The 23,520-nt window shown below is 45.4% G+C and carries 21 protein-coding genes; 20 read left to right on the forward strand and 1 reads right to left on the reverse strand.

Annotated features, from left to right (window positions below; translation table 11 throughout):
- The first annotated feature begins 249 nt into the window (after positions 1 to 249).
- The 19 genes from ilvI to lpxC all read left to right on the forward strand — a co-directional run bounded on the left by ilvI (position 250) and on the right by lpxC (position 22,196).
- Positions 250 to 1,977, forward strand: coding sequence for an acetolactate synthase 3 large subunit (ilvI, locus tag AAC147_RS13040; protein WP_047681730.1), 1,728 nt, complete (start codon positions 250 to 252; stop codon positions 1,975 to 1,977).
- A gap of 2 nt (positions 1,978 to 1,979) precedes the next feature.
- Positions 1,980 to 2,471: an acetolactate synthase small subunit gene (ilvN, locus tag AAC147_RS13045; RefSeq protein WP_047681733.1), complete on the forward strand. Its 492-nt coding sequence runs from the start codon at positions 1,980 to 1,982 to the stop codon at positions 2,469 to 2,471.
- Positions 2,472 to 2,560: 89 nt separating this feature from the next.
- On the forward strand, positions 2,561 to 3,568 hold the full coding sequence (gene cra / locus AAC147_RS13050) for a catabolite repressor/activator (protein WP_047681736.1): 1,008 nt from the start codon (positions 2,561 to 2,563) through the stop codon (positions 3,566 to 3,568).
- Between the two features lie 647 nt (positions 3,569 to 4,215).
- Complete coding sequence (gene mraZ / locus AAC147_RS13055) at positions 4,216 to 4,674, forward strand: division/cell wall cluster transcriptional repressor MraZ (protein WP_047681738.1); 459 nt, start codon at positions 4,216 to 4,218, stop codon at positions 4,672 to 4,674.
- Between the two features lie 2 nt (positions 4,675 to 4,676).
- Complete coding sequence (rsmH, locus tag AAC147_RS13060; protein ID WP_047681740.1) at positions 4,677 to 5,621, forward strand: 16S rRNA (cytosine(1402)-N(4))-methyltransferase RsmH; 945 nt, start codon at positions 4,677 to 4,679, stop codon at positions 5,619 to 5,621.
- Positions 5,618 to 5,938 carry a cell division protein FtsL gene (ftsL, locus tag AAC147_RS13065; protein ID WP_047681743.1) on the forward strand — a complete coding sequence of 107 codons (321 nt, stop codon included), beginning with the start codon at positions 5,618 to 5,620 and terminating at the stop codon, positions 5,936 to 5,938. The genes rsmH and ftsL overlap by 4 nt, the downstream gene beginning before the upstream one ends.
- Before the next feature lie 27 nt (positions 5,939 to 5,965).
- Positions 5,966 to 7,720 carry a peptidoglycan glycosyltransferase FtsI gene (locus tag AAC147_RS13070; RefSeq protein ID WP_047681746.1) on the forward strand — a complete coding sequence of 585 codons (1,755 nt, stop codon included), beginning with the start codon at positions 5,966 to 5,968 and terminating at the stop codon, positions 7,718 to 7,720.
- A gap of 29 nt (positions 7,721 to 7,749) precedes the next feature.
- The gene (murE, locus tag AAC147_RS13075; protein WP_047681749.1) at positions 7,750 to 9,237 is read left to right on the forward strand and encodes a UDP-N-acetylmuramoyl-L-alanyl-D-glutamate--2,6-diaminopimelate ligase; all 1,488 of its coding nucleotides are present in this window, start codon (positions 7,750 to 7,752) and stop codon (positions 9,235 to 9,237) included.
- Positions 9,234 to 10,616 carry a UDP-N-acetylmuramoyl-tripeptide--D-alanyl-D-alanine ligase gene (gene murF, locus AAC147_RS13080; RefSeq protein WP_047681752.1) on the forward strand — a complete coding sequence of 461 codons (1,383 nt, stop codon included), beginning with the start codon at positions 9,234 to 9,236 and terminating at the stop codon, positions 10,614 to 10,616. Before murE ends, murF begins: the two co-directional genes overlap by 4 nt.
- Positions 10,610 to 11,692 (forward strand): phospho-N-acetylmuramoyl-pentapeptide-transferase, encoded by a 1,083-nt coding sequence (gene mraY / locus AAC147_RS13085; RefSeq protein ID WP_047681754.1) that lies wholly within the window; start codon positions 10,610 to 10,612, stop codon positions 11,690 to 11,692. Before murF ends, mraY begins: the two co-directional genes overlap by 7 nt.
- Positions 11,693 to 11,778: 86 nt before the next feature.
- On the forward strand, positions 11,779 to 13,092 hold the full coding sequence (murD, locus tag AAC147_RS13090; RefSeq protein ID WP_047681919.1) for a UDP-N-acetylmuramoyl-L-alanine--D-glutamate ligase: 1,314 nt from the start codon (positions 11,779 to 11,781) through the stop codon (positions 13,090 to 13,092).
- The gene (gene ftsW / locus AAC147_RS13095) at positions 13,092 to 14,285 is read left to right on the forward strand and encodes a cell division protein FtsW (RefSeq protein WP_047681757.1); all 1,194 of its coding nucleotides are present in this window, start codon (positions 13,092 to 13,094) and stop codon (positions 14,283 to 14,285) included. The genes murD and ftsW overlap by 1 nt, the downstream gene beginning before the upstream one ends.
- Entirely contained in the window at positions 14,282 to 15,367 is a 1,086-nt protein-coding gene (gene murG, locus AAC147_RS13100; protein ID WP_047681760.1) for an undecaprenyldiphospho-muramoylpentapeptide beta-N-acetylglucosaminyltransferase, read from the forward strand. The genes ftsW and murG overlap by 4 nt, the downstream gene beginning before the upstream one ends.
- Positions 15,368 to 15,457: 90 nt before the next feature.
- On the forward strand, positions 15,458 to 16,933 hold the full coding sequence (murC, locus tag AAC147_RS13105; protein ID WP_047681763.1) for a UDP-N-acetylmuramate--L-alanine ligase: 1,476 nt from the start codon (positions 15,458 to 15,460) through the stop codon (positions 16,931 to 16,933).
- Entirely contained in the window at positions 16,926 to 17,846 is a 921-nt protein-coding gene (locus AAC147_RS13110) for a D-alanine--D-alanine ligase (protein WP_047681765.1), read from the forward strand. Before murC ends, AAC147_RS13110 begins: the two co-directional genes overlap by 8 nt.
- A 1-nt stretch (position 17,847) precedes the next feature.
- Positions 17,848 to 18,654 (forward strand): cell division protein FtsQ, encoded by an 807-nt coding sequence (gene ftsQ / locus AAC147_RS13115; protein WP_047681768.1) that lies wholly within the window; start codon positions 17,848 to 17,850, stop codon positions 18,652 to 18,654.
- 35 nt (positions 18,655 to 18,689) lie between these two features.
- Entirely contained in the window at positions 18,690 to 19,946 is a 1,257-nt protein-coding gene (gene ftsA / locus AAC147_RS13120) for a cell division protein FtsA (protein ID WP_047681771.1), read from the forward strand.
- A gap of 66 nt (positions 19,947 to 20,012) precedes the next feature.
- Complete coding sequence (gene ftsZ / locus AAC147_RS13125; protein WP_047681774.1) at positions 20,013 to 21,176, forward strand: cell division protein FtsZ; 1,164 nt, start codon at positions 20,013 to 20,015, stop codon at positions 21,174 to 21,176.
- A 99-nt stretch (positions 21,177 to 21,275) separates the two neighbouring features.
- Complete coding sequence (lpxC, locus tag AAC147_RS13130) at positions 21,276 to 22,196, forward strand: UDP-3-O-acyl-N-acetylglucosamine deacetylase (protein ID WP_047681777.1); 921 nt, start codon at positions 21,276 to 21,278, stop codon at positions 22,194 to 22,196.
- 117 nt (positions 22,197 to 22,313) lie between these two features.
- Here lpxC and AAC147_RS13135 read toward each other — a convergent pair whose 3' ends face one another.
- Positions 22,314 to 22,865, reverse strand: a complete 552-nt coding sequence (locus tag AAC147_RS13135; protein ID WP_047681780.1) for a DUF721 domain-containing protein — start codon at positions 22,863 to 22,865, stop codon at positions 22,314 to 22,316.
- A 36-nt stretch (positions 22,866 to 22,901) separates the two neighbouring features.
- Between AAC147_RS13135 and secM the strand changes: the two genes are divergently transcribed.
- Positions 22,902 to 23,438, forward strand: coding sequence for a secA translation cis-regulator SecM (gene secM, locus AAC147_RS13140; protein ID WP_047681783.1), 537 nt, complete (start codon positions 22,902 to 22,904; stop codon positions 23,436 to 23,438).
- Positions 23,439 to 23,520 lie beyond the last annotated feature (82 nt).

The raw sequence follows: 23,520 nt of genomic DNA on the forward strand, positions 1-23,520 counted from the left end.
TGGTTCAAATTAGCTCAATGCCAATATCTTTTTTAAAAAAATGTTTTTAGTATGTGAATTGATGTTTGATAACCTTGGTATCTAACGTTATGTTAATGGTTCAATGTATTCATGAAATGAACATGATTAAGTACGCTTATTACATATTCATTTTATATAAATAAGAAATGGAATAAGTAAGGTTGTTTCTTATGATGGCCTTATGAAGTTCTGACATTAACTTGCAAACAGAGCCTGGAGGCAAACTCGATGGAGATGTTGTCAGGAGCCGAAATGGTCGTCAGATCGTTAATCGATCAGGGCGTTGAACATGTATTCGGTTATCCGGGTGGGGCAGTTTTGGATATTTATGATGCCCTGCATACGGTTGGGGGAATAGAGCATATTCTGGTTCGTCATGAACAGGGAGCTGTTCATATGGCAGATGGATATACTCGTTCAACGGGAAAAACAGGGGTTGTATTAGTCACTTCAGGACCAGGAGCAACCAACGCTATCACGGGAATTGCAACAGCCTATATGGATTCAGTACCGATGGTCGTGCTGTCTGGTCAGGTGCCTAGCTCTCTGATAGGTAATGATGCTTTTCAAGAATGTGATATGGTAGGGATCTCGCGTCCTATCGTAAAACACAGTTTTCTGGTGAAGAAAGCAGAAGATATCCCAAGTACAATCAAGAAAGCCTTCTATCTGGCGGCAAGCGGTCGGCCAGGGCCTGTTGTTATTGATTTTCCTAAGGATACTGTCAATCCAGCACTGAAATTTCCCTATGTTTATCCAGAAAAAATCAGTATGCGTTCTTATAACCCCACGATACAGGGGCATAAAGGACAGATTAAGCGTTCGCTGAAAACACTGCTGGATGCGAAAAAGCCAGTGCTGTATGTGGGCGGTGGTGCCATCAGTTCAGGGTGTTCACCGCAATTGCTGAAACTGGCAGAGCATTTTCATCTTCCTGTTGTCAGTTCGCTGATGGGGCTTGGTGCTTTTCCTGCGACTCACCGGCAGAGTCTGGGAATGTTGGGAATGCATGGCACGTTTGAAGCCAACAAAGCAATGCACAATTCTGATGTTATTTTTGCTGTGGGGGTGCGTTTTGATGATCGTACTACCAATAATCTTGCTAAATATTGCCCGAAAGCGACGGTATTACACATTGATATCGATCCAACATCAATTTCCAAAACTGTAACGGCTGATATTCCGATTGTGGGTGATGCCAGACAGGTACTTGGTCAAATGCTGGAGTTGTTGGATACAACGGAAGATACACAAGATCCGGATGCCATAAAAGATTGGTGGCTTTCCATTGAACAGTGGCGTAGCCGCAAGTGCCTTGATTATGATCGCACCCGTCCGAAAATAAAACCGCAGGCGGTGATTGAAACCCTCTATCGCCTGACCGAAGGAAAAGCCTATCTCGCATCAGATGTCGGCCAGCATCAGATGTTCGCCGCACTGCATTATCCATTTGATGAGCCAAGACACTGGATTAACTCCGGTGGCTTAGGCACCATGGGATTTGGTTTGCCGGCAGCACTGGGGGTTAAGCTGGCGAAACCGGAAGCGACCGTAGTATGTGTGACAGGAGATGGCAGTATTCAGATGAATATTCAGGAACTGTCCACTGCATTACAGTATGGTTTGCCGGTGCTGGTACTGAACTTAAACAACCGTTTTTTAGGGATGGTGAAACAGTGGCAGGATATAATTTATGCCGGTCGCCACTCTCAATCCTATATGGAGTCACTACCTGATTTCGTCAAATTAGCAGAGGCTTATGGTCACATTGGTGTATCTATCCGAACGTATGATGAACTGGAAAGTAAACTGACTCAGGCTTTGCGTGAAGTGACTGAAAACCAGCGTCTGGTTTTTGTTGATGTTACCGTTGATGAAACAGAACACGTTTATCCAATGCAGATCCGGGGTGGAGCAATGGATGAGATGTGGTTAAGCAAAACAGAGAGGACCTGATCATGCGCCGGATTTTGTCTGTATTACTTGAAAACGAATCGGGCGCATTGTCTCGTGTGGTCGGGCTGTTTTCCCAACGTGGCTATAATATTGAAAGTCTGACAGTGGCACCAACGGAAGACCCAACTTTGTCACGTATGACTATTCAAACCAAAGGCGATGCTAAGGTATTAGAGCAGATTGAAAAACAATTACATAAGCTGGTGGATGTTCTACGGGTCAATGAGTTAACTGCCGGTGCTCATGTTGAACGTGAAATTATGCTGGCGAAGTTACAGGCCAGTGGATATGGCCGTGAAGAAATCAAACGTAGCACAGATATCTTTCGCGGGCAGATCGTTGATGTCACTTCAACGTTGTATACCGTTCAGTTGGTGGGTACGAGCGAAAAACTGGATGCATTTCTTGATGCTGTGCGAGAGGTTGCAGAAATCGTGGAAGTGGTACGTTCAGGTATTGTTGGTGTCAGCCGTGGTGAGAAAATTATGCGATGAAAGATCGCAATATGCGGATTAATATACAGATATTTACCGGGCCCTACTGTAAAGTAGGGCTTTTTCTATCATATTACTGAGGGGTTAATGTGAAACTGGATGAGATCGCCCGTTTAGCAGGGGTTTCACGTACTACGGCCAGTTATGTTATCAATGGTAAAGCCAAACAGTATCGTGTCAGCGATAAGACAGTAGAAAAAGTGATGGCAGTGGTCAGGGAGCATAACTACCATCCTAATGCTGTTGCCGCGGGTCTTCGGGCGGGGCGCACCCGTTCAATTGGTTTAGTGATACCGGATTTGGAAAATACGAGCTATACCCGCATTGCCAACTATCTTGAACGTCAGGCACGGCAACGCGGGTATCAGTTATTGATAGCCTGTTCTGAAGATCAGCCAGATAATGAAATGCGTTGCGTTGAACATCTTTTGCAGCGACAAGTGGATGCTATTATTGTTTCCACTGCTCTTCCTCCTGAACATCCATTTTATCAACGTTGGGCAAATCGCTCTCTGCCGATTATCGCACTTGATCGTGCATTGGATAGTGAACATTTTGTCAGTGTTGTCGGGGATGATCTCGAAGATGCGAAAATGCTGGCACAGGAATTGCGTCAATTCCCGTCAGAATCTGTTCTTTATTTGGGTGCACTGCCTGAATTATCAGTTAGCTTTTTACGCGAGCAAGGATTCCGCGAAGCATGGGAAAATGATCCGCGTAAAGTGAACTATCTTTATGCGAACAGTTATGAACGTGAAGCCGCCGCAGAAGTTTTTGCTTCATGGTTGGAAAATAATCCAGTGCCTCAGGCGTTATACACAACTTCATTTGCCTTGCTCCAGGGAGTGATGGATACCATTCTTAAACGCAGTGGACGATTGCCGGAGCAATTGGTCATTGCAACGTTTGGTGACCATGAATTACTCGATTTTCTTGAATGTCCGGTGTTATCAGTGGGACAACGCCATCGTGATGTTGCCGAACAGGCTCTGTCGCTAGTATTAGCCAGTCTGGATGAAAAACAGAGACCCGCTCCGGGAATGACACGTATGCGCCGTCATTTATGTCGCCGCGGAAGTTTGAGCCGTAAAATCTGATTGTGTGCCCTCATGTAATATGAGGGTACTTATCATGTATCTAAAATCATTAAAATGGGTTCGTTGACTTAATTTTAAGATTATTCTGACTAAAATTTTTCTAAACAAAAATCCATGAGTAAAAAAATGGCTGACCTGCTATTGAAGATAAAAAAATAGATTTTTTCTTTTAAAATGGCACTATAAATGAATGTTATTTCTTTAATGGAAGAAAATATTCTATTTGATTGATATTAAAATAATTGTAGTTTCTGGTATTCTATTTTATTTCATTTTATTATTACTTTTTATACTATTTTAACTTGAGTATATTTTTATTATTGATAGATTACCACTGATTAACAATTGGGCAATAATGCGATATGGATTACATAAATTAATTTAAGTGGTAATTATTTGCCCTAAAAAATTTTTTTCAGATTAGCCCCGTCAGTATCATTAAATAATTCATATTTATCATAGTGTTATATTTTATAAATATTACCAAATCTGAAAAATCCTTCTTTTTCTCTCTTAAATCTTTCTGTAAATCTAGCTAAAGCACATCGGCTCTGGCTTGACAAGGTTTTCATACCATCCGTAAACTCTTAATTGTGGTGATTTGTGGGATAATGTGGAGATTTGGGCCACCAAGGGGTAACCTGAGTATGTTTCGTGGAGCAACGCTGGTTAATCTCGATACTAAAGGGCGACTTACTGTACCTGCCCGATATAGGGAAACACTGAATACGGAATCAAAAGGTCAAATGGTTTGTACAATTGATCTTCATCAGCCGTGTCTGTTGCTCTATACATTACCCGAATGGGAAATCATCGAAGAAAAATTATCTCGCTTATCCAGCATGAACCCAGCCGAACGTCGCGTTCAACGTTTGTTATTAGGACACGCTAGTGAATGCCAAATGGACAGTGCAGGGCGTCTTCTGTTAGCCAATACATTGCGTCAGCATGCAGGGCTAACAAAAGAAGTCATGCTGGTTGGGCAATTTAATAAATTTGAATTGTGGGATGAGCAAGTCTGGTATCAGCAGGTACAGAGTGATATTGCGACTGAACAATCCACACATGAACCTTTATCAGCAAGGCTACAGGATTTATCACTATAAACATGGCAAATAGTCATTTTAAGCACACCAGTGTATTACTGGATGAAGCTGTCAATGGACTGAATATCCGGGAAGATGGAATTTATATTGATGGAACATTCGGGCGAGGGGGACACTCTCGCCTGATTTTATCAAAGTTGGGGCCAAATGGTCGTTTGATGGCAATAGATCGCGATCCGCAGGCCATTGAAGCATCAAAAACAATTACTGATTTGCGTTTCTCTATTACTCATGGGCCATTTTCAGATTTGGCTACTTATGTAAGAGATGCAGGTCTGGCTGGAAAAATCGATGGTATTTTGCTGGATTTAGGGGTGTCTTCACCGCAACTGGATGATCCTGAACGTGGTTTCTCATTTATGCGTGATGGGCCTTTGGATATGCGGATGGATCCCACCCGGGGACAATCAGCCTCAGAATGGTTGATGAAGGCTGAAGCAGATGATATTGCGTGGGTACTGAAAACTTTTGGTGAAGAACGTTTTGCCAAACGAATTGCGAGAGCCATTGTTGCTCGCAATCAGGAAGAACCCATCACGCGGACCAGAGAATTGGCAGAGCTAATTGCTCAGGCGAGTCCAATTAAGGAGAAACATAAGCATCCTGCGACACGCAGTTTTCAGGCTATCAGGATCTACATTAACAGTGAACTGGAAGAAATAGAACGTGCATTGGAAGGTGCATTACAGGTTTTAGCACCACAAGGGCGATTATCAGTCATCAGTTTCCACTCGTTGGAAGATCGCATAGTGAAACGCTTTATCCAGCAACATAGTCAGGGGCCACAGGTTCCAGCAGGTTTGCCTCTTACCGAAGTGCAATTAAAAGCATTAGGGGGGCGTAGTCTGAAATCAATTGGCAGGTTGAAACCCTCAGGGGATGAAGTGGCAACCAATCCGAGAGCGAGAAGCTCGGTATTGCGATTTGCTGAAAAGGCAGGTGAATAATGGCAGGTGAACGTCATGGATTAGTGGGAGTCATTGGCAGCGATTTAATCCGCAATGCCAAAATCCCATTGATTTTACTGGTGGCTGTAGTGATTTCAGCGATCAGTGTTGTGACGGTCACCCATCAGACCCGCTTATTGACTGCGGAGAAAGAACGTCAGGCAATTCAGATTGATGCCCAAGATATTGAATGGCGTAACTTGCTCCTTGAAGAAAATGCATTGGGTGACCACAGTCGGATCGAATCTATAGCGACTGAAAAATTTCATATGCAACATGTCGATCCGGTACAAGAAAATATTGTGATTACTCAATAAGTCCAGTTGACAACTAAAAGGTAGGCGATGAAAGCTGCACGCTCTTTAAAGTTGAAAAAACAAGAAGATAAAGCCAGTTTTGTCAGATGGCGTTTTGTCTTACTGTGTGGAGGCATTTCGCTTGCTTTAATCGGGCTTTTGATTCGAGTGGCTTATTTGCAGATCATTAATCCTGATCGTTTGGTGAAAGAAGGGGATTCCCGCTCTCTGCGTGTCCAATCTATTCCGACTGCCCGTGGCATGATTAACGATCGCAATGGACGCCCATTGGCAGTCAGTATACCTGTAGATGCTGTCTGGGCAGATCCCAAAGAAATCTTTGAAAAAGGCGGTATTACGGATGACACCCGTTGGCAGGCGTTAGCTGATGCGCTCTCCATTCCTCTTGATCAATTAACCAGTAAAATCAATGAATATCCTAAAGGGCGTTTTGTTTATCTTGCTCGTCAAGTTAATACCTCTATTGGTGATTATGTTGGAAAACTGAAACTTCCGGGTATCTATTTGCGCCAGGAGTCCCGCCGTTATTATCCGGCAGGGCAGGTGACTGCACATATTATTGGTGTGACCAATATTGATGGCAATGGTATCGAGGGGGTGGAAAAGAGTTTCGATAGCTGGCTGACAGGTAAGCCGGGAAGCCGGACTGTTCGTAAAGATCGCACCGGGCGAGTTATTGAAGATGTTTCATCTGTAGACAGAAAAGCTGCTCATGATTTGGCTCTCAGTATTGATGAGCGTCTTCAGACTTTGGTTTATCGGGAATTGATGAAAGCTGTGGTACTTAACAAGGCGGAATCTGGCTCTGCCGTATTGGTAGACGTTAACACTGGCGAAGTGTTGGCAATGGCAAACAGCCCGTCTTATAACCCGAATAATCTGGCGGGAACGCCAAAAGATGCCATGCGTAATCGTACCATTACTGATATGTTCGAACCCGGTTCTACAGTGAAACCGTTGGTTGTGATGAGTGCGCTGAATAGTGGCATTGTTAAAGAAAATACCGTGTTGGATACCAGACCTTACCGATTGATGTATGGTTCGAGAGGACATGAAATCAAAGACGTAGCGCCACGTCCTGAGTTAACCATCACGGGGATTTTACAGAAATCGAGTAACGTTGGTGTTTCTAAACTGGCGTTAGCGATGCCTGCCTCGGAGCTGGTAGATGTTTATTACCGCTTTGGGATGGGAAAACCGACCGATTTGGGGTTGGTCGGAGAAAAGAGTGGTGTATTTCCAAAAAATAGACAACGGTGGTCTGATCTTGAGAGGGCCACCTTCTCTTTCGGCTACGGGCTGATGGTAACACCGTTACAGTTAGCGCGAGTCTACGCAACAATAGGCAGCTTCGGTATTTATCGTCCTTTATCAATTACTAAGGTCGATCCCCCAGTTCCGGGTACTCGAGTATTTCCTGAGAATATCATGCGCACAGTGGTGCACATGATGGAGAGTGTGGCATTGCCTGGTGGAGGTGGGGTACGTGCGGCAATAAAAGGTTACCGCATTGCAATCAAAACCGGTACGGCGAAAAAAGTCGGGCCGGATGGCAAGTATGTCAATAAATATATCTCTTATACCGCAGGAGTTGCGCCTGCGAGTAACCCACGTTTTGCACTGGTTGTGATTGTCGATGATCCACAAGCAGGTAAATATTATGGCGGTGCAGTTTCAGCGCCTATTTTCGGCAACATCATGAGTAGTGTTCTCCGTACGATGAACGTCGAGCCTGATGCATTGCCTGCGGACGATAAAAAAGAGTTCGTGGTTAATAACTAATTTGTGATGAATAAATAAAGAGGATAAAAGTGGAAGATCGTAATTTACGCGATTTATTGGCTCTTTGGGGAGTTGATGCTCCTGAGCTTCCGCTGCGAGAAATGACATTGGATAGCCGCAAAGCGGCTGCCGGAGATCTGTTTGTTGCGGTTAAAGGGCACCAGGCAGATGGTCGAAAATACATTCCTCAAGCTATCGCTCAAGGGGTCGCTGCGGTGATCGCTGAAGCGAAGGGAAAAGCGGATAACGGCACTATTCAGGAAATACACGGTGTTCCAGTTATCTATTTTGATGATTTAAATAATAAACTGTCGAAATTGGCAGGTGAATTTTATCAACATCCAGGTAATAAATTAAAACTGGTAGGTGTGACGGGCACCAACGGTAAGACCACGACAACACAATTATTGGCACAGTGGAGTCAAGCTCTTGGAGAAACCAGTGCGGTAATGGGTACGGTAGGGAATGGCCTGCTAGGTATGACAGTTCCCAGTGAAAATACCACAGGCTCCGCCGTTGATATTCAACTTGATTTACAACAGCTCGTCGATCAGCACGCAACTTTTGCAGCAATGGAAGTTTCTTCACACGGTCTGGTTCAAGGGCGAGTAGCTGCATTACCTTTTCAGGCTGCTGTTTTCACTAACTTAAGCCGTGATCATCTTGACTATCATGGTGATATGAAAAATTACGAAGAAGCCAAATGGTTGTTGTTTAGTAACCATGAAGTCAAACAAAAAATTATTAATGCCGATGATGAGGTTGGGCTGAAATGGCTCTCTTGTCTGCCAGAAGCCGTTGCTGTCACGATGGAAAATCGTTTGCCGGAAAGTTGGCAGGGGCGTTGGTTATCCGCGGAGGAAGTTCGTTATCACAATAAAGGTGCCTCCATTGCATTTACCTCTAGTTGGGGGACAGGAACTATCAAGAGTCCTCTGATGGGGGCCTTTAATGTCAGCAATCTGCTATTGGCGCTTGCAACGCTATTATCACTGCAATATCCATTGGAAAAATTGCTGAAGACGGCGTCTTGTCTGATGCCCGTCTGTGGGCGTATGGAGGTCTTTTTGGCATCAGCTCACCCTACGGTTGTCGTGGATTATGCCCATACTCCGGATGCATTGGAAAAAGCGCTGGTTGCTGCACGGTTGCATTGTAAGGGGCAGCTCTGGTGTGTATTTGGTTGTGGAGGAGATCGCGATAAAGGCAAACGTCCACTGATGGGAGGCGTTGCAGAACAAGAGGCTGACCGGGTTGTTGTTACTGATGATAATCCCCGTAGCGAAGAACCTCAGTCTATTGTTGCGGATATTTTGGCGGGTTTCATCAACCCGGGAAGTGCAATGGTTATTCATGGGCGTGTTGAAGCTGTCACCAGTGCCATCATGCAGGCGGGTGAGGAAGATGTTGTGCTGGTAGCAGGTAAAGGCCATGAGGATTATCAATTAGTGGGTAATCGTCGGTTGGATTACTCAGATCGCCTGACGGTTGCACGTTTATTGGGGGTGACCGCATGATCCCATTGACACTACAGCAACTGGTCCAAGTCACCGAAGGAACACTACATTGTGTTTCTGAACAGCAGGCTGTTACCACTCAGATTCGGTCTGTAGAAACTGATAGCCGTAAAATAGTTCGTGGTGATCTGTTTATTGCTTTAAAAGGGGAAAACTTTGATGCCCATCACTTCGCGGCGGATGTTGCGAAACGGGGAGCAGGGGCATTATTGGTTAGCCGACCTCTTGATGTTGATTGTCCTCAAGTGATCGTGCAGGACACCCGTTTGGCAATGGGCAAACTGGCAAGTTGGGTTCGCCAGCAAAGTAATGCGCGAGTTGTTGCATTGACTGGTTCTTCCGGCAAAACATCGGTGAAAGAGATGACCGCAGCAATTTTGCGTCAATGTGGTAATACGCTGTATACCGCAGGGAATTTCAATAACGATATCGGTGTGCCATTAACCTTATTCAGACTCACTCAGGAACATCAGTTTGCCGTGATTGAGTTGGGCGCTAACCACATTGGTGAAATTGCTTATACCACTGAAATGGTACGTCCTGAAAGTGCATTGGTAAATAACCTGTTTTCTGCTCATCTGGAAGGATTTGGCTCGTTGGCGGGAGTTGCAAAAGCAAAAGGTGAAATTTTTGCAGGGCTTTCACCAACAGGAACCGTCATTATCAATCTGGAGAGCAATGACTGGCATAACTGGCAGCAGGCTAGCAGTGAGCAACAGACAGTGTGGCGTTTTTCTATTACCCCGACAGCAGAAGCTGATTTTTACGCGACAGATATTCAAGAGCAGTTATTGGAAACGCATTTTTGTCTGCATACGCCAATTGGAAGTTGTAACGTTATGTTACCGCTACCCGGCAAACATAATATTGCCAATGTGTTAGCTGCCAGTGCGCTGGCGATTTCTGTAGGGGCTTCCCTCGATAATATTCACGCTGGCCTATTGGCGTTGAAAGCGGTTCCGGGGCGTTTATTCCCTGTTCATTTGGCCGAGGGAAAAATGGTTTTGGATGACACCTATAATGCCAATCCGGGTTCTATGATTGCCGCAGCGCAAGTGTTGTCCCGGATGCCCGGCTATCGCGTGATGGTTGTCAGCGATATGGGGGAATTGGGAGAACAGGCGGTTGAATGTCACCGTCAGGTTGGTGAAGCCATCGCCTCTACAAACATCGATCAATTAATTAGCGTCGGGCCTTTAAGTGTATATATCTCTGATGCAAGTGGCCGGGGGCAGCATTTTGCAAACAAGGCTGAATTAGTTGCAGCTCTGCTTCCTTTACTGAAAAAACACGAAACGATTTCTGTATTAATTAAAGGTTCACGCAGTACCAAAATGGAAGAGGTAGTGAACTCATTGAAGGAGAACTTCCAATGTTAGTTTGGCTAGCCGAATATCTGGTTAAATATCACACCGGTTTTAACGTCTTTTCCTATCTGACGTTCAGAGCCATTGTCGGCTTGCTGACTGCACTGTTTATTGCGCTGTGGATGGGACCAACTTTAATTGCTTACCTGCAAAGATTACAGATCGGACAGGTTGTGCGCAATGACGGGCCAGAATCCCATTTAAGTAAGCGCGGAACACCGACTATGGGCGGGTTGCTGATCCTGTTCTCCATTACCATTTCTGTTCTGCTATGGGCACGTCTGGATAATCCTTACGTTTGGTGCGTACTGGTCGTTCTGCTTGGTTACGGCATCGTAGGATTCGTTGATGATTATCGAAAAGTTGTTCGTAAAGATACCAAGGGGTTGATTGCCCGCTGGAAATATTTTTGGCAGTCCGTACTGGCACTGGGTGTGGCATTTACAATGTATAGCATTGGTAAAGATACACCCGCGACACAACTGGTTGTGCCATTTTTCAAAGAGGTGATGCCGCAGCTTGGTCTGCTATATATCCTGTTGACTTATTTCGTGATTGTGGGCACCAGTAATGCGGTTAACCTGACAGATGGTCTGGATGGACTGGCAATTATGCCAACAGTTTTTGTAGCAGCCGGATTTGCATTGGTGGCGTGGGCGACAGGTAATGTTAATTTCGCTAACTATCTACACATTCCCTATTTAAGCCGTGCAGGGGAACTGGTAATTGTTTGTACCGCAATTGTCGGAGCAGGATTGGGTTTCCTGTGGTTTAACACTTATCCGGCACAAGTATTTATGGGCGATGTTGGCTCATTGGCTTTGGGCGGGGCACTGGGAACCATTGCGGTATTACTGCGTCAGGAATTCCTGCTGGTCATTATGGGCGGAGTATTCGTTGTAGAAACGCTGTCTGTCATTTTGCAAGTTGGTTCGTTCAAGTTACGAGGGCAGCGTATTTTCCGTATGGCACCTATTCATCACCACTATGAACTGAAAGGCTGGCCAGAACCGCGGGTTATTGTGCGTTTCTGGATTATTTCTTTGATGCTGGTGCTGATTGGTCTGGCAACATTAAAGGTACGTTAATCATGACGGGCTATATGACTAACAACACAGCGCCTAACTATATTGCTCATAACTATATTGCTCCTAACTATATTACTCCTAACTACATGGGTAAAAAAGTTGTCATAGTTGGATTGGGGTTAACCGGACTTTCTTGTGTCGATTTTTTCATGGCGCGTGGTGTGACGCCACGTGTGATGGATACCCGTAGCCTGCCGCCGGGAATTGATAAGTTAGCTGATAACGTTGAATGTCATACAGGCAGTTTCAATACACAATGGTTGATGGAAGCTGACTTAATTGTCTCCAGCCCAGGTATTGCACTGGCAACACCTGAATTGCGGGCAGCGGCTGACGCCGGAGTTGAAATTGTCGGAGATATTGAACTGTTTTGTCGTGAAGCAACAGCACCAATTGTGGCTATTACCGGTTCAAATGGCAAAAGCACAGTGACCAGTCTGGTTGGTGAAATGGCAAAAGAAGCGGGATGGCAGGTTGGTGTAGGTGGGAACATCGGCATCCCGGCTTTATCGCTGTTAAAACAATCGACTAAACAGCCATCGTACCAGCTATATGTGCTGGAGCTTTCCAGTTTTCAGCTTGAGACGACTTACAGCCTGCGGGCAGCCGCAGCGACAGTTTTAAATGTCACTGAAGACCATGTGGTTCGTTACCCTGAAGGATTAGCACAATACCGTGCAGCAAAACTGCGTATCTATGATCAGGCAAAAGTATGTGTAGTGAATGCACAGGATGAGTTGACCTTGCCAATGGCAGGTAAAGATAGCCGTTGTATCAGTTTTGGAATAGGTCGGGGTGATTATCAACTTGATAATGAACATCAGCAATTGGTCGTCAATCAACAATCACTGTTGTCCACACAGGAAATGTGTCTGACCGGGCAACACAACTACACCAACGGACTTGCAGCATTAGCACTGGCGGATGCTGTAGGTATACCTCGTGAGGCGAGCCTGCGGGCACTGCGAACATATCAGGGGTTGGCACATCGTTTTCAGGTAGTACATATGAGAAAGGGTGTTCGTTGGGTAAACGATTCTAAAGCAACCAATGTAGGCAGTACCCAGGCTGCGCTGAGTGGTCTGACCCTGGAAGGTACACTTTATCTTTTAGTGGGTGGAGATGGAAAAGAGGCAGATTTCGCGCCACTCAGACCTTATGTATTAGGGAATAACATTCGCCTTTACTGTTTTGGTCGTGATGGTAATCAGTTGGCACAATTGCGCCCGGAAGTATCCAGATTGACGGATACGATGGAACAGGCGATGCGGGAAATTGCACCGAAATTGATTACCGGAGATATGGTGTTATTGTCACCGGCCTGTGCGAGCTTTGATCAGTTTAATGGTTTTGAACATCGGGGGTGTGAATTCGCCCGTTTGGCGGAGGAGCTAGGCTAATGACCATTCCAGGCCTTGGTAAATTTAAACATTGGCTGGCGGATAATGTGGAGACAGATCCCACAGATATCGTCATGTATGATCGTACCCTGGTCTGGATGATATTGGGGTTAGCCGTGATTGGTTTTGTGATGGTGACATCAGCTTCAATGCCGGTTGGTCAGCGCCTTGCACAAGATCCATTTATCTTTGCGCGTCGCGATGCCATTTATCTGATTCTGTCGTTTAGTCTGTCACTTATCACACTACGTATTCCGATGGAATTTTGGCAGCGTTACAGCAACGTCATGTTATTGATGACGATCATGATGTTGATCGTGGTGTTGTTTGTTGGCAGTTCAGTTAATGGAGCATCACGTTGGGTAGCGATTGGCCCCCTGCGTATTCAGCCAGCGGAATTGTCGAAGTTATCGCTTTTTTGTTATCTCTCCAGTTATTTGGTGAGAAAAGTGGAAGAGGTGAGAAACAACTTCTGGGGATTCTGTAAACCGATGGGGGTCATGATTGCGCTGGCTATCTTACTGCTGGCACAACCTGATCTGGGAACGGTGGTAGTACTGTTTGTGATAACACTGGCTCTGCTGTTTCTGGCAGGGGCAAAATTATGGCAATTTCTTGCCATCATTGGCTGCGGGATCTTTGCCGTAGTCGTGTTGATTGTGGCTGAACCATACCGGGTACGCCGGGTAACCTCTTTCCTGAACCCGTGGGATGATCCCTTCGGCAGTGGTTACCAGCTCACACAATCCCTGATGGCATTTGGCCGTGGAGATTTTTTTGGACAGGGGCTGGGGAATTCTGTTCAGAAGCTGGAATACTTGCCGGAAGCCCATACTGACTTTATTTTCTCTATTTTAGGAGAAGAATTAGGTTATTTGGGTGTGGTTTTAGTGTTGGCAATGGTATTCTTCGTCGCTTTCCGCGCAATGATGATTGGCCGCCGGGCATTACAGCTTGATCAACGTTTTGCTGGTTTTCTGGCATGTGCCATTGGTATCTGGTTCAGCTTTCAGGCATTTATCAATGTCGGCGCTGCTTCTGGAATGTTGCCGACAAAAGGGCTGACATTACCCCTTGTAAGTTACGGTGGTTCGAGTTTGCTCGTGATGTCAACAGCCATCGTTTTATTATTGCGAATTGACTATGAAGTGCGTCTGGCAAAAGCACAGGCGTTCGTAAGGAGCCCTAAATGAGTGGCAAAAACCGGCGGTTAATGGTAATGGCAGGCGGTACTGGAGGCCATGTGTTTCCGGGATTGGCGGTTGCCCATTATTTAAAAGAACAGGGCTGGGATATTCGCTGGTTAGGAACGGCTGATCGCATGGAGGCTAATTTAGTTCCGAAACATGGCATAGATATTGAGTTTATACAGATTTCCGGATTGCGCGGTAAAGGGATAAAAGCGCAGCTTGCCGCTCCTGTCAGAATTTTTAAGGCGATCCGGCAGGCTAAAGCAATTCTCCAACGCTATCAGCCGGACGTGGTGTTGGGGATGGGGGGATATGTTTCGGGACCAGGCGGCATTGCCGCATGGTTGTGCGGTATTCCGGTTATTCTGCATGAGCAAAATGGCATTGCCGGTTTGACTAACCGCTGGCTGGCGAAAATTGCGAAAACAGTCTTACAAGCATTTCCGGGAGCATTTCCTGAAGCACCTGTGGTTGGTAATCCGGTGCGTAAAGACGTATTGGCACTACCTGTGCCGGAAGAGCGTCTTGCAGGCAGACAAGGTCCTGTCCGTGTGTTGGTTGTTGGGGGGAGCCAGGGCGCGAGGATCTTGAACCAGACCATGCCGGAAGTGGCTGCCCGCATGGGAGACAGCATCACGATATGGCATCAGGCAGGGAAAGGTGCGCAAGAAGAGACGCAGAAAAAATATGGGAACGCAGCCAACTCTGAATTCAAAGTGACTGAGTTTATTGATGATATAGCGCAGGCTTATGCGTGGGCTGATATCGTAGTATGTCGTTCCGGCGCATTGACCGTCAGTGAAGTATCAGCGGCAGGATTACCCGCGATTTTTGTGCCATTTCAGCATAAAGATCGTCAACAATACTGGAATGCCTTACCACTGGAGAAAGCAGGGGCGGCAAAGATACTCGAACAACCCCAATTTACGGCTGATGCTGTGGTGGAATTGCTGAAACAGTGGCAGCGCTCGCAATTGCGGGAAATGGCAAAAAAAGCCCGCTCCGTTGCCATTATTAATGCAACTGAACAAGTGGCTGCGGCATTAATTGATGCTGCTGAAAAATATTCAGGCCGTTCTAAATAGTTCTATATGTTCTGAACACATGTTCTGAATACCAGGTGTTCTGAATAACAGTAGAACAATGATGTAAACATAACGAGTGAAGATTAAAACGTGAATATACAACAGTTGGCGAAACTAAGAGCTTCAGTGCCTGAAATGAGAAAAGTCAGGCATATCCACTTTGTTGGCATTGGTGGTGCTGGCATGGGTGGTATCGCCGAGGTGTTGGCTAATGAAGGTTACCAAATAAGTGGTTCTGATCTGGCTCCCAACCCTGTCACACAACAGCTAATTGCTCTGGGAGCAACCATTTATTTTCATCACCGAGCGGAAAACGTGCGTAATGCCAGTGTCGTTGTTGCATCTACTGCAATTCCTGCTGACAACCCAGAAATTATTGCTGCTCGTGAAGCACGTATTCCGGTTATCCGTCGTGCAGAAATGTTGGCAGAGCTGATGCGTTATCGGCATGGGATTGCAGTTGCAGGAACACATGGCAAAACCACGACAACGGCGATGATTGCAGGCATCTATGCTCAGGCCGGCCTTGATCCTACATTTGTCAATGGTGGTTTAGTCAAAGCAGTGGGGACTCATGCGCGTCTCGGTACTAGCCGTTACCTGATTGCAGAAGCGGATGAAAGCGATGCTTCTTTCCTGCATTTGCAGCCGATGATGGCCGTTGTGACTAATATTGAGCCGGATCATATGGATACCTATCAGGGCGATTTCGAAAACCTGAAGCAAACATTTGTCAACTTCCTGCATAATTTGCCGTTTTACGGTCGCGCGGTGATGTGTGTCGATGATCCGGTTGTGAAGGCGTTAATTCCTCGCATCGGGCGTTATATCACGACTTATGGCTTCAGCAAAGAGGCTGATGTTCGTATTACCCATTATGAACAAAAAGGGGCACAGGGCTTTTTCACGATCAGCCGTGAGGATTCGCCTGAACTTCATGTAGTTCTGAATGCACCTGGGCGACATAACGCGTTGAATGCCACTGCCGCGGTTGCGGTTGCGACCGAAGAAGGAATAGATGAAGCCGCTATTCTGGCATCATTGGCTGAATTTCAGGGAACCGGCCGTCGTTTTGATTTTCTTGGAGAATTTTCCCTCAGGAACATTAATGGCAAAAATGGCGGTGTGATGTTGGTGGATGATTATGGCCATCACCCGACCGAAGTTGATGCCACGATTAAAGCTGCACGAATGGGTTGGCCGGATAAACGTATTGTCATGGTATTCCAGCCTCATCGCTATACGAGAACGCGTGATCTGTATGATGATTTTGCCAACGTTTTAAATCAGGTGGATGTTTTATTAATGCTGGATGTGTATTCGGCAGGAGAAACGCCGATTCCGGGGGCGGACAGCCGTTCCTTATGTCGTACCATCCGAAGTCGAGGGAAGTTAGACCCTATATTTGTGTCAGAACCGGAACAAATTTCAGTCATATTGTCACAAATAATGGAAAACAACGACTTAGTATTAGTACAAGGTGCCGGGAATATCGGTAAAATAGCGCGCAATTTGGCTGAAACAAAATTACAGCCATCTTTTAATGAGGGGGAACATCATGGTTGATAAGGTCGCTGTTCTGTTTGGGGGAACTTCTGCTGAGCGTGAAGTTTCACTGCAATCGGGGCAAACTGTTTTGGCTGGGTTGAGAGAAGCAGGTATTAATGCACATTCAGTCGATACAAAATACGTTGATGTGACTAAACTCAAAGAAGAAGGGTTCAGCAAAGTCTTTATTGCTCTGCATGGGCGTGGTGGAGAAGACGGTACATTGCAAGGTGTACTAGAATTCTTGCAGATCCCCTATACCGGCAGCGGTGTAATGGCATCCGCCTTATCAATGGATAAATTGCGCACAAAACTGTTATGGCAGGGAGCAAAACTGCCCGTTCCTCCTTATGTCGTGATTAATTCTCAAAAATTTGAACAACTTAATGATTTTCGAATCAAAGAATATGTTCAAGAATTAGGGTTGCCACTTATGGTGAAGCCAAATCTGGAAGGTTCCAGTGTTGGCATGACCAAGGTGAATGACTATTCAGAACTGCGCGGCGCATTGGAACTGGCGTTCCAATATGACACAGATGTACTGGTTGAGAAGTGGCTGTTTGGCCCTGAGTATACAGTGGCATTTCTTGGTGATGAGATTCTTCCCTCCATCCGAATTCAGGCACCGGAAGTATTTTATGACTATGAAGCTAAATATATTTCCAACGAAACGAAATATTTCTGTCCAAGTGGTTTGAGCACAGAAAAAGAGCAGGAGTTGGCTGATATTGCATCAAAAGCTTATAAGGTGCTGGGCTGCTGTGGCTGGGGACGGGTTGATATTATGGATGATGGTAATGGCAATTTCTATTTATTAGAAGTGAACACTTCTCCAGGTATGACAAGTCATAGTCTGGTGCCTATTGCTGCACGTCAGGCAGGCTTAAATTTTTCACAGTTAGTCGCGAGAATTCTGGAGCTGGCCGATTGATATGTCACAGGCAGCCCGGAATACGCGGGAGATTGAAGTTAGAAGCTCCCGCCCCAGTAATGGTTATTATCTGGCTGGGATCCTCTTCTTCTTGATAGTGGTTGGCACTATCACATGGGGAGGCTGGATGACATTAGAGTGGATGAAGGATTCAAACAGGCTGCCACTTTCAAAACTGGTGTTAACTGGTGAGCGGCATTACACCACGAATGATGATGTCAGACAGGCCATTCTGTCACTGGGAACGCCTGAGACATTTATGACACAGGATGTGAATGTCATCCAGGAACAGATAGAGCAACTACCATGGATTAGGCAAGTCACTGTACGTAAACAGTGGCCTGATGAACTGAAAATTCATTTGGTAGAATACGTGCCTTATGTGCGTTGGAATGATACACGCATGTTGGATACGGAAGGAAGGGTGTTCAGTTTACCGATTGAGCGTAGTGCCGGGGGACATTATCCCATGCTCTATGGTCCGGAAGGTAAAGAAAAAGTCGTATTGGCAGAATATCGCACGATGGCTGTACAGCTTGCTGCACATAAAATGAAATTGAAAGCAGTGATCATGACGGCGCGTAATTCTTGGCAACTGGTACTGGATAATGACATCCGGTTGGAATTAGGCAATAAAGATCAAGAAGAACGAATTCAACGTTTTATTGAACTTTATCCTGTGTTGCTGAAAAACACGGGAAAACGTGTCGCCTATGTGGATTTACGTTATGACAGTGGTGTTGCGGTAGGTTGGGCTCCTTTATTAACTGATGCACCGGCTTTAATGAACGGGCAAGAAAATAAATAGTGACTGGCAATAATACAGAGACAGGCAGAATAACGATGATCAAATCAACGGACAGAAAATTAGTAGTTGGCCTTGAAATCGGGACAGCAAAGGTATCTGCCCTGGTTGGTGAAATTCTGCCCGATGGTATGGTTAATATTATCGGAGTGGGAAGTTGTCCATCCCGCGGCATGGATAAAGGTGGTGTCAATGATCTTGAGTCAGTCGTTAAATGTGTCCAGCGTGCGATTGACCAGGCTGAATTAATGGCTGATTGCCAAATATCTTCAGTTTATCTGGCGCTATCTGGCAAACATATTAGTTGTCAGAATGAGATTGGCATGGTGCCAATTTCAGAAGAAGAAGTGACACAGGATGATGTGGACAGTGTAGTCCATACCGCCAAATCAGTTCGTGTTCGCGATGAACACCGTATTTTGCATGTAATCCCACAAGAATACGCTATTGATTATCAGGAAGGGATCAAAAACCCGGTTGGGCTTTCTGGCGTGCGGATGCAGGCCAAAGTTCATTTGATTACCTGCCATAACGATATGGCGAAAAACATTGTAAAAGCTGTTGAGCGTTGTGGTTTGAAAGTTGACCAGCTTATTTTTGCAGGATTAGCAGCAAGTTATGCTGTTTTGACAGAAGATGAACGTGAATTAGGCGTTTGTGTCGTTGATATCGGCGGCGGAACGATGGATATCGCTGTATATACAGGCGGTGCATTGCGTCATACCAAAGTGATCCCATATGCAGGAAATGTTGTTACCAGTGATATTGCCTATGCATTTGGTACACCTCCGAGTGATGCTGAAACCATCAAAGTGCGCCATGGTTGCGCGTTGGGTTCGATAGTTAGCAAGGATGAAAGCGTCGAAGTCCCAAGTGTGGGAGGGCGTCCTCCCCGTAGTTTACAACGCCAGACATTGGCTGAGGTTATTGAGCCACGTTATACCGAACTGCTGAATTTAGTAAATGATGAAATTTTGCGATTGCAGGAGCAGTTGCGTCAGCAGGGAGTAAAACATCATCTGGCCGCAGGTATCGTTTTAACAGGCGGGGGTGCTCAAATAGATGGATTGGCCGAATGTGCTCAACGGGTATTCCATACTCAAGTACGTATTGGTCGTCCCCTGAACATTACCGGCTTGACAGATTATGTGCAGGAGCCTTGCTACTCAACAGCAGTCGGCCTTCTGCATTATGGCAAAGAATCCCACCTTGGCGGAGATTCTGATGCTGAGAAAAGAACGTCAGTGGGCGGCTGGTTCAAAAAAGTCAGTAGCTGGCTGAGAAAAGAATTTTGATTTTTTATACAGAGGCCGTGAAAATGACGCAGGCCTCGACATAAAGGCACAAAACGGAGAGAAATTATGTTTGAACCACTGGAATTAACCAATGACGCGGTGATTAAAGTCATCGGCGTCGGCGGTGGCGGCGGTAATGCTGTTGAACATATGGTGCGTGAGCGGATTGAAGGTGTAGACTTCTTTGCGGTTAACACTGATGCTCAAGCATTGCGCAAAACAGCTGTCGGTCAGACTATCCAGATTGGCAACGGCATTACAAAAGGATTAGGCGCTGGTGCAAACCCTGAAGTCGGTCGTACAGCGGCGGAAGAAGATCGCGAATCATTGCGTACTGCCCTGGAAGGGGCCGACATGGTGTTTATTGCTGCTGGTATGGGCGGTGGTACAGGAACTGGTGCTGCTCCTGTTGTGGCTGAAATTGCCAAAGAACTTGGTATCTTGACTGTTGCTGTTGTCACCAAACCATTTAATTTTGAAGGCAAGAAGCGTATGGCCTTCGCGGAACAAGGTATCACTGAGCTGTCCAAACATGTGGACTCATTGATTACCATTCCAAATGACAAATTACTGAAAGTACTAGGGCGTGGTATCTCTTTGTTGGATGCGTTTGGTGCAGCCAATGACGTACTGAAAGGCGCGGTTCAGGGTATCGCTGAACTGATTACCCGTCCTGGACTGATGAATGTTGACTTTGCTGACGTTCGTACCGTGATGTCTGAAATGGGTTATGCCATGATGGGCTCAGGTATTGCACAAGGTGAAGATCGTGCAGAAGAAGCGGCTGAAATGGCCATCTCCAGCCCATTGCTGGAAGATATTGATTTGTCCGGAGCGCGTGGTGTTCTGGTCAATATTACCGCAGGTTTTGATTTACGTTTGGATGAATTTGAAACGGTCGGTAACACCATCCGTGCATTTGCTTCTGACAATGCAACGGTGGTTATCGGTACGTCATTGGATCCAGATATGAATGACGAGCTGCGTGTCACCGTTGTGGCTACCGGCATTGGGATGGATAAACGTCCTGAAATCACACTGGTGACTAACAATAAATCATCTCAATCAAATACATTGGATCGTCGTTACCAGCAGATGCCTGGTGGAATGTCGCCATTGTCTGATGAGAATAAACCTGCTGCCAAAGTGGTTAATGATCAAAATACACAAACAAGTAAGGAACCTGATTATCTAGATATTCCGGCATTTTTGCGCAAGCAGGCTGATTGATAGCTAAAGAATTGGTTTCTCCGCTTTTTGTGTTAAAATATTCTGCCAATCATATTTTATAGTGGTTGGCAGGATCGGTAACATTGCGAGATATAAACGATGATCAAACAAAGGACATTAAAGCGTATTGTTCAGGCGACAGGGGTCGGTTTGCATACCGGTAAAAAAGTCACATTGACAATGCGTCCAGCGCCGGCTAATACCGGGGTCATCTATCGTCGTACTGACTTGAATCCTCCGGTAGATTTTCCGGCAGATGCCAAATCCGTGCGTGATACTATGCTCTGCACTTGTCTGGTAAATGAACAGAATGTGCGGATTTCAACCGTTGAGCACTTGAATGCGGCATTGGCAGGTCTGGGTATCGATAACATTGTTATTGAAGTTGATGCACCAGAAATTCCAATTATGGATGGTAGCGCCAGCCCATTTGTTTTCCTGCTGTTGGATGCAGGTATTGAAGAGCTGAGCGTTGCGAAAAAATTTGTGCGCATGAAGGATACAGTACGTGTGGAAGATGGTGATAAGTGGGCTGAATTGGCACCATATCACGGTTTTAGTCTGGATTTTACCATTGACTTTAAACATCCCGCTATTGATTCCAGCTCTCAGCGTTATAGTCTGGATTTCTCTGCGGATTCTTTTGTTCGTCAGATTAGTCGTGCGCGTACTTTTGGATTTATGCGTGACATTGAGTATCTGCAATCTCAGGGCTTGTGCTTAGGTGGCAGCTTTGATTGCGCAATTGTGGTAGATGATTACCGCATACTTAATGAAGATGGCTTGCGTTTTGAAGATGAGTTTGTCCGACATAAGATGTTAGATGCCATCGGTGATTTGTTTATGTGTGGTTATAACATTATCGGCGCATTTACTGCATTTAAATCAGGTCATGCATTGAACAATAAATTGCTGCAAGCAGTTCTGGCACAAGAAAGTGCTTGGGAATTTGTCACATTTGAAGATGAAGCTGAAATGCCGTTGGCTTTCCGTGCACCATCTACAGTGTTGGCATATTAATACAAATGTTATTGATATAAACGTTATTGATAAAATATGTATTGAGAATATTCTTATGATTCATCAGTGGGTTATGTTATCTATTACACTTCTCTCGCTGATGTTTTTTATTCAGCGCTAGTCCTTCATCTTGGCTGTACTGGTACTCTCTCCGGCCAGCGCAGCCAATCGTTCTAATTTCCTTTTCAATTTTTCAGGGCAGCGTTCGGCCAATACCATCAATGTTTCTGCACTTTCATGGCTTAACTGGCGCATTGATAAATCCCGATTATCATTATTAAGTTTTTTTGCTGAGATTTTTTCAACATTCTGCCCATTATTACGACCATTAACCATTAATGATGGATTAATCCTGATGTCGATAGAGGATAAAGATGGTAGAATTTCGCATCTTAGTGCTGAGAGTAAGATAGGGATTTCATAGTAAAGTCTGGTTTTCCAACTGGCATTACCTGCTTCCAGTACCAGAATTTGTTTACGATAATTGGCGACTCGGCACCAGGGACGTAGTTGTACGGGAAGCAAACTGAGGACGGTACGATTGAGTTTTAGTAATGCAATGGCATGCCGCTGAATGGTTTGGAGCGGGCTTTTGCCAGCAGTTGCCGCATCTTCAAATGATGTTTCAGACAATAACGTTTCTAGTGATTGTGGGCGGCTATCTCGCATAATGAAGATGGTTCCGTATTTATTAATGAAGGGTTAATGAGTATTTTAAATCTTTGGCGACAATTTGGTAGGCGTTATTTTTGGTCTCACCTTTTACTGGGCATGGTCGCTACAGGAATCGGTGTGCCTCCTGCTCTGGCAAGTGTGACAGAAAATATTCTCCATACGAATACCTTATCTGCTCAGAGAAAACACCATCAGGTGCTTTCGTCATTTGAACATTTATTTCAATTACAAAATTCTCGGTGTCAACCTTCTAATTATTTAAATTATTGGCAGCAACATGCTGTCCGCAATGTCATTCGCCGGCTTTCTTTTGCTTTTTCCATTACTGAACTTGTCAGGAACGAAGAAGCAAAAGAAAGTATCCGAATTGCCATGCCATTCATGCAACAATTAATGCTGGATACGTTACATGCTATGCTGATACAAGCACCAACCCGATTTAAATCTGCGGTTGATGTTGCAATTGTGGCAGCAATCTCTCCTGACATCCATACACCAGCACTTTGGGTTGCTCAAATTCAAGGTATTCGGGCCGGGCCTCTGGCTAACCATAGATCTTTATCTTAATGCGTCTGCCTGATTTCTGAATGAATAGGGCAGTCATGAAATATTAGTCATAAAAAAGACAATTGGTTGGCTACAACTGTGG

The sequence above is a fragment of the Xenorhabdus sp. NBAII XenSa04 genome (assembly GCF_963866145.1).
GTDB classification, from domain to species: Bacteria; Pseudomonadota; Gammaproteobacteria; order Enterobacterales; family Enterobacteriaceae; genus Xenorhabdus; species Xenorhabdus indica.

Coding starts and splice junctions, on each gene's coding strand:
- ftsQ (WP_047681768.1), top strand. CDS start 17,848: ATGTCACAGGCAGCCCGGAATACGCGGGAGATTGAAGTTAGAAGCTCC.
- AAC147_RS13110 (WP_047681765.1), top strand. CDS start 16,926: ATGGTTGATAAGGTCGCTGTTCTGTTTGGGGGAACTTCTGCTGAGCGT.
- ilvN (WP_047681733.1), top strand. CDS start 1,980: ATGCGCCGGATTTTGTCTGTATTACTTGAAAACGAATCGGGCGCATTG.
- mraZ (WP_047681738.1), top strand. CDS start 4,216: ATGTTTCGTGGAGCAACGCTGGTTAATCTCGATACTAAAGGGCGACTT.
- ftsA (WP_047681771.1), top strand. CDS start 18,690: ATGATCAAATCAACGGACAGAAAATTAGTAGTTGGCCTTGAAATCGGG.
- AAC147_RS13070 (WP_047681746.1), top strand. CDS start 5,966: ATGAAAGCTGCACGCTCTTTAAAGTTGAAAAAACAAGAAGATAAAGCC.
- ftsZ (WP_047681774.1), top strand. CDS start 20,013: ATGTTTGAACCACTGGAATTAACCAATGACGCGGTGATTAAAGTCATC.
- murD (WP_047681919.1), top strand. CDS start 11,779: ATGGGTAAAAAAGTTGTCATAGTTGGATTGGGGTTAACCGGACTTTCT.
- murG (WP_047681760.1), top strand. CDS start 14,282: ATGAGTGGCAAAAACCGGCGGTTAATGGTAATGGCAGGCGGTACTGGA.
- lpxC (WP_047681777.1), top strand. CDS start 21,276: ATGATCAAACAAAGGACATTAAAGCGTATTGTTCAGGCGACAGGGGTC.
- ftsW (WP_047681757.1), top strand. CDS start 13,092: ATGACCATTCCAGGCCTTGGTAAATTTAAACATTGGCTGGCGGATAAT.
- secM (WP_047681783.1), top strand. CDS start 22,902: ATGAGTATTTTAAATCTTTGGCGACAATTTGGTAGGCGTTATTTTTGG.
- rsmH (WP_047681740.1), top strand. CDS start 4,677: ATGGCAAATAGTCATTTTAAGCACACCAGTGTATTACTGGATGAAGCT.
- AAC147_RS13135 (WP_047681780.1), bottom strand. CDS start 22,865: ATGCGAGATAGCCGCCCACAATCACTAGAAACGTTATTGTCTGAAACA.
- murF (WP_047681752.1), top strand. CDS start 9,234: ATGATCCCATTGACACTACAGCAACTGGTCCAAGTCACCGAAGGAACA.
- ilvI (WP_047681730.1), top strand. CDS start 250: ATGGAGATGTTGTCAGGAGCCGAAATGGTCGTCAGATCGTTAATCGAT.
- mraY (WP_047681754.1), top strand. CDS start 10,610: ATGTTAGTTTGGCTAGCCGAATATCTGGTTAAATATCACACCGGTTTT.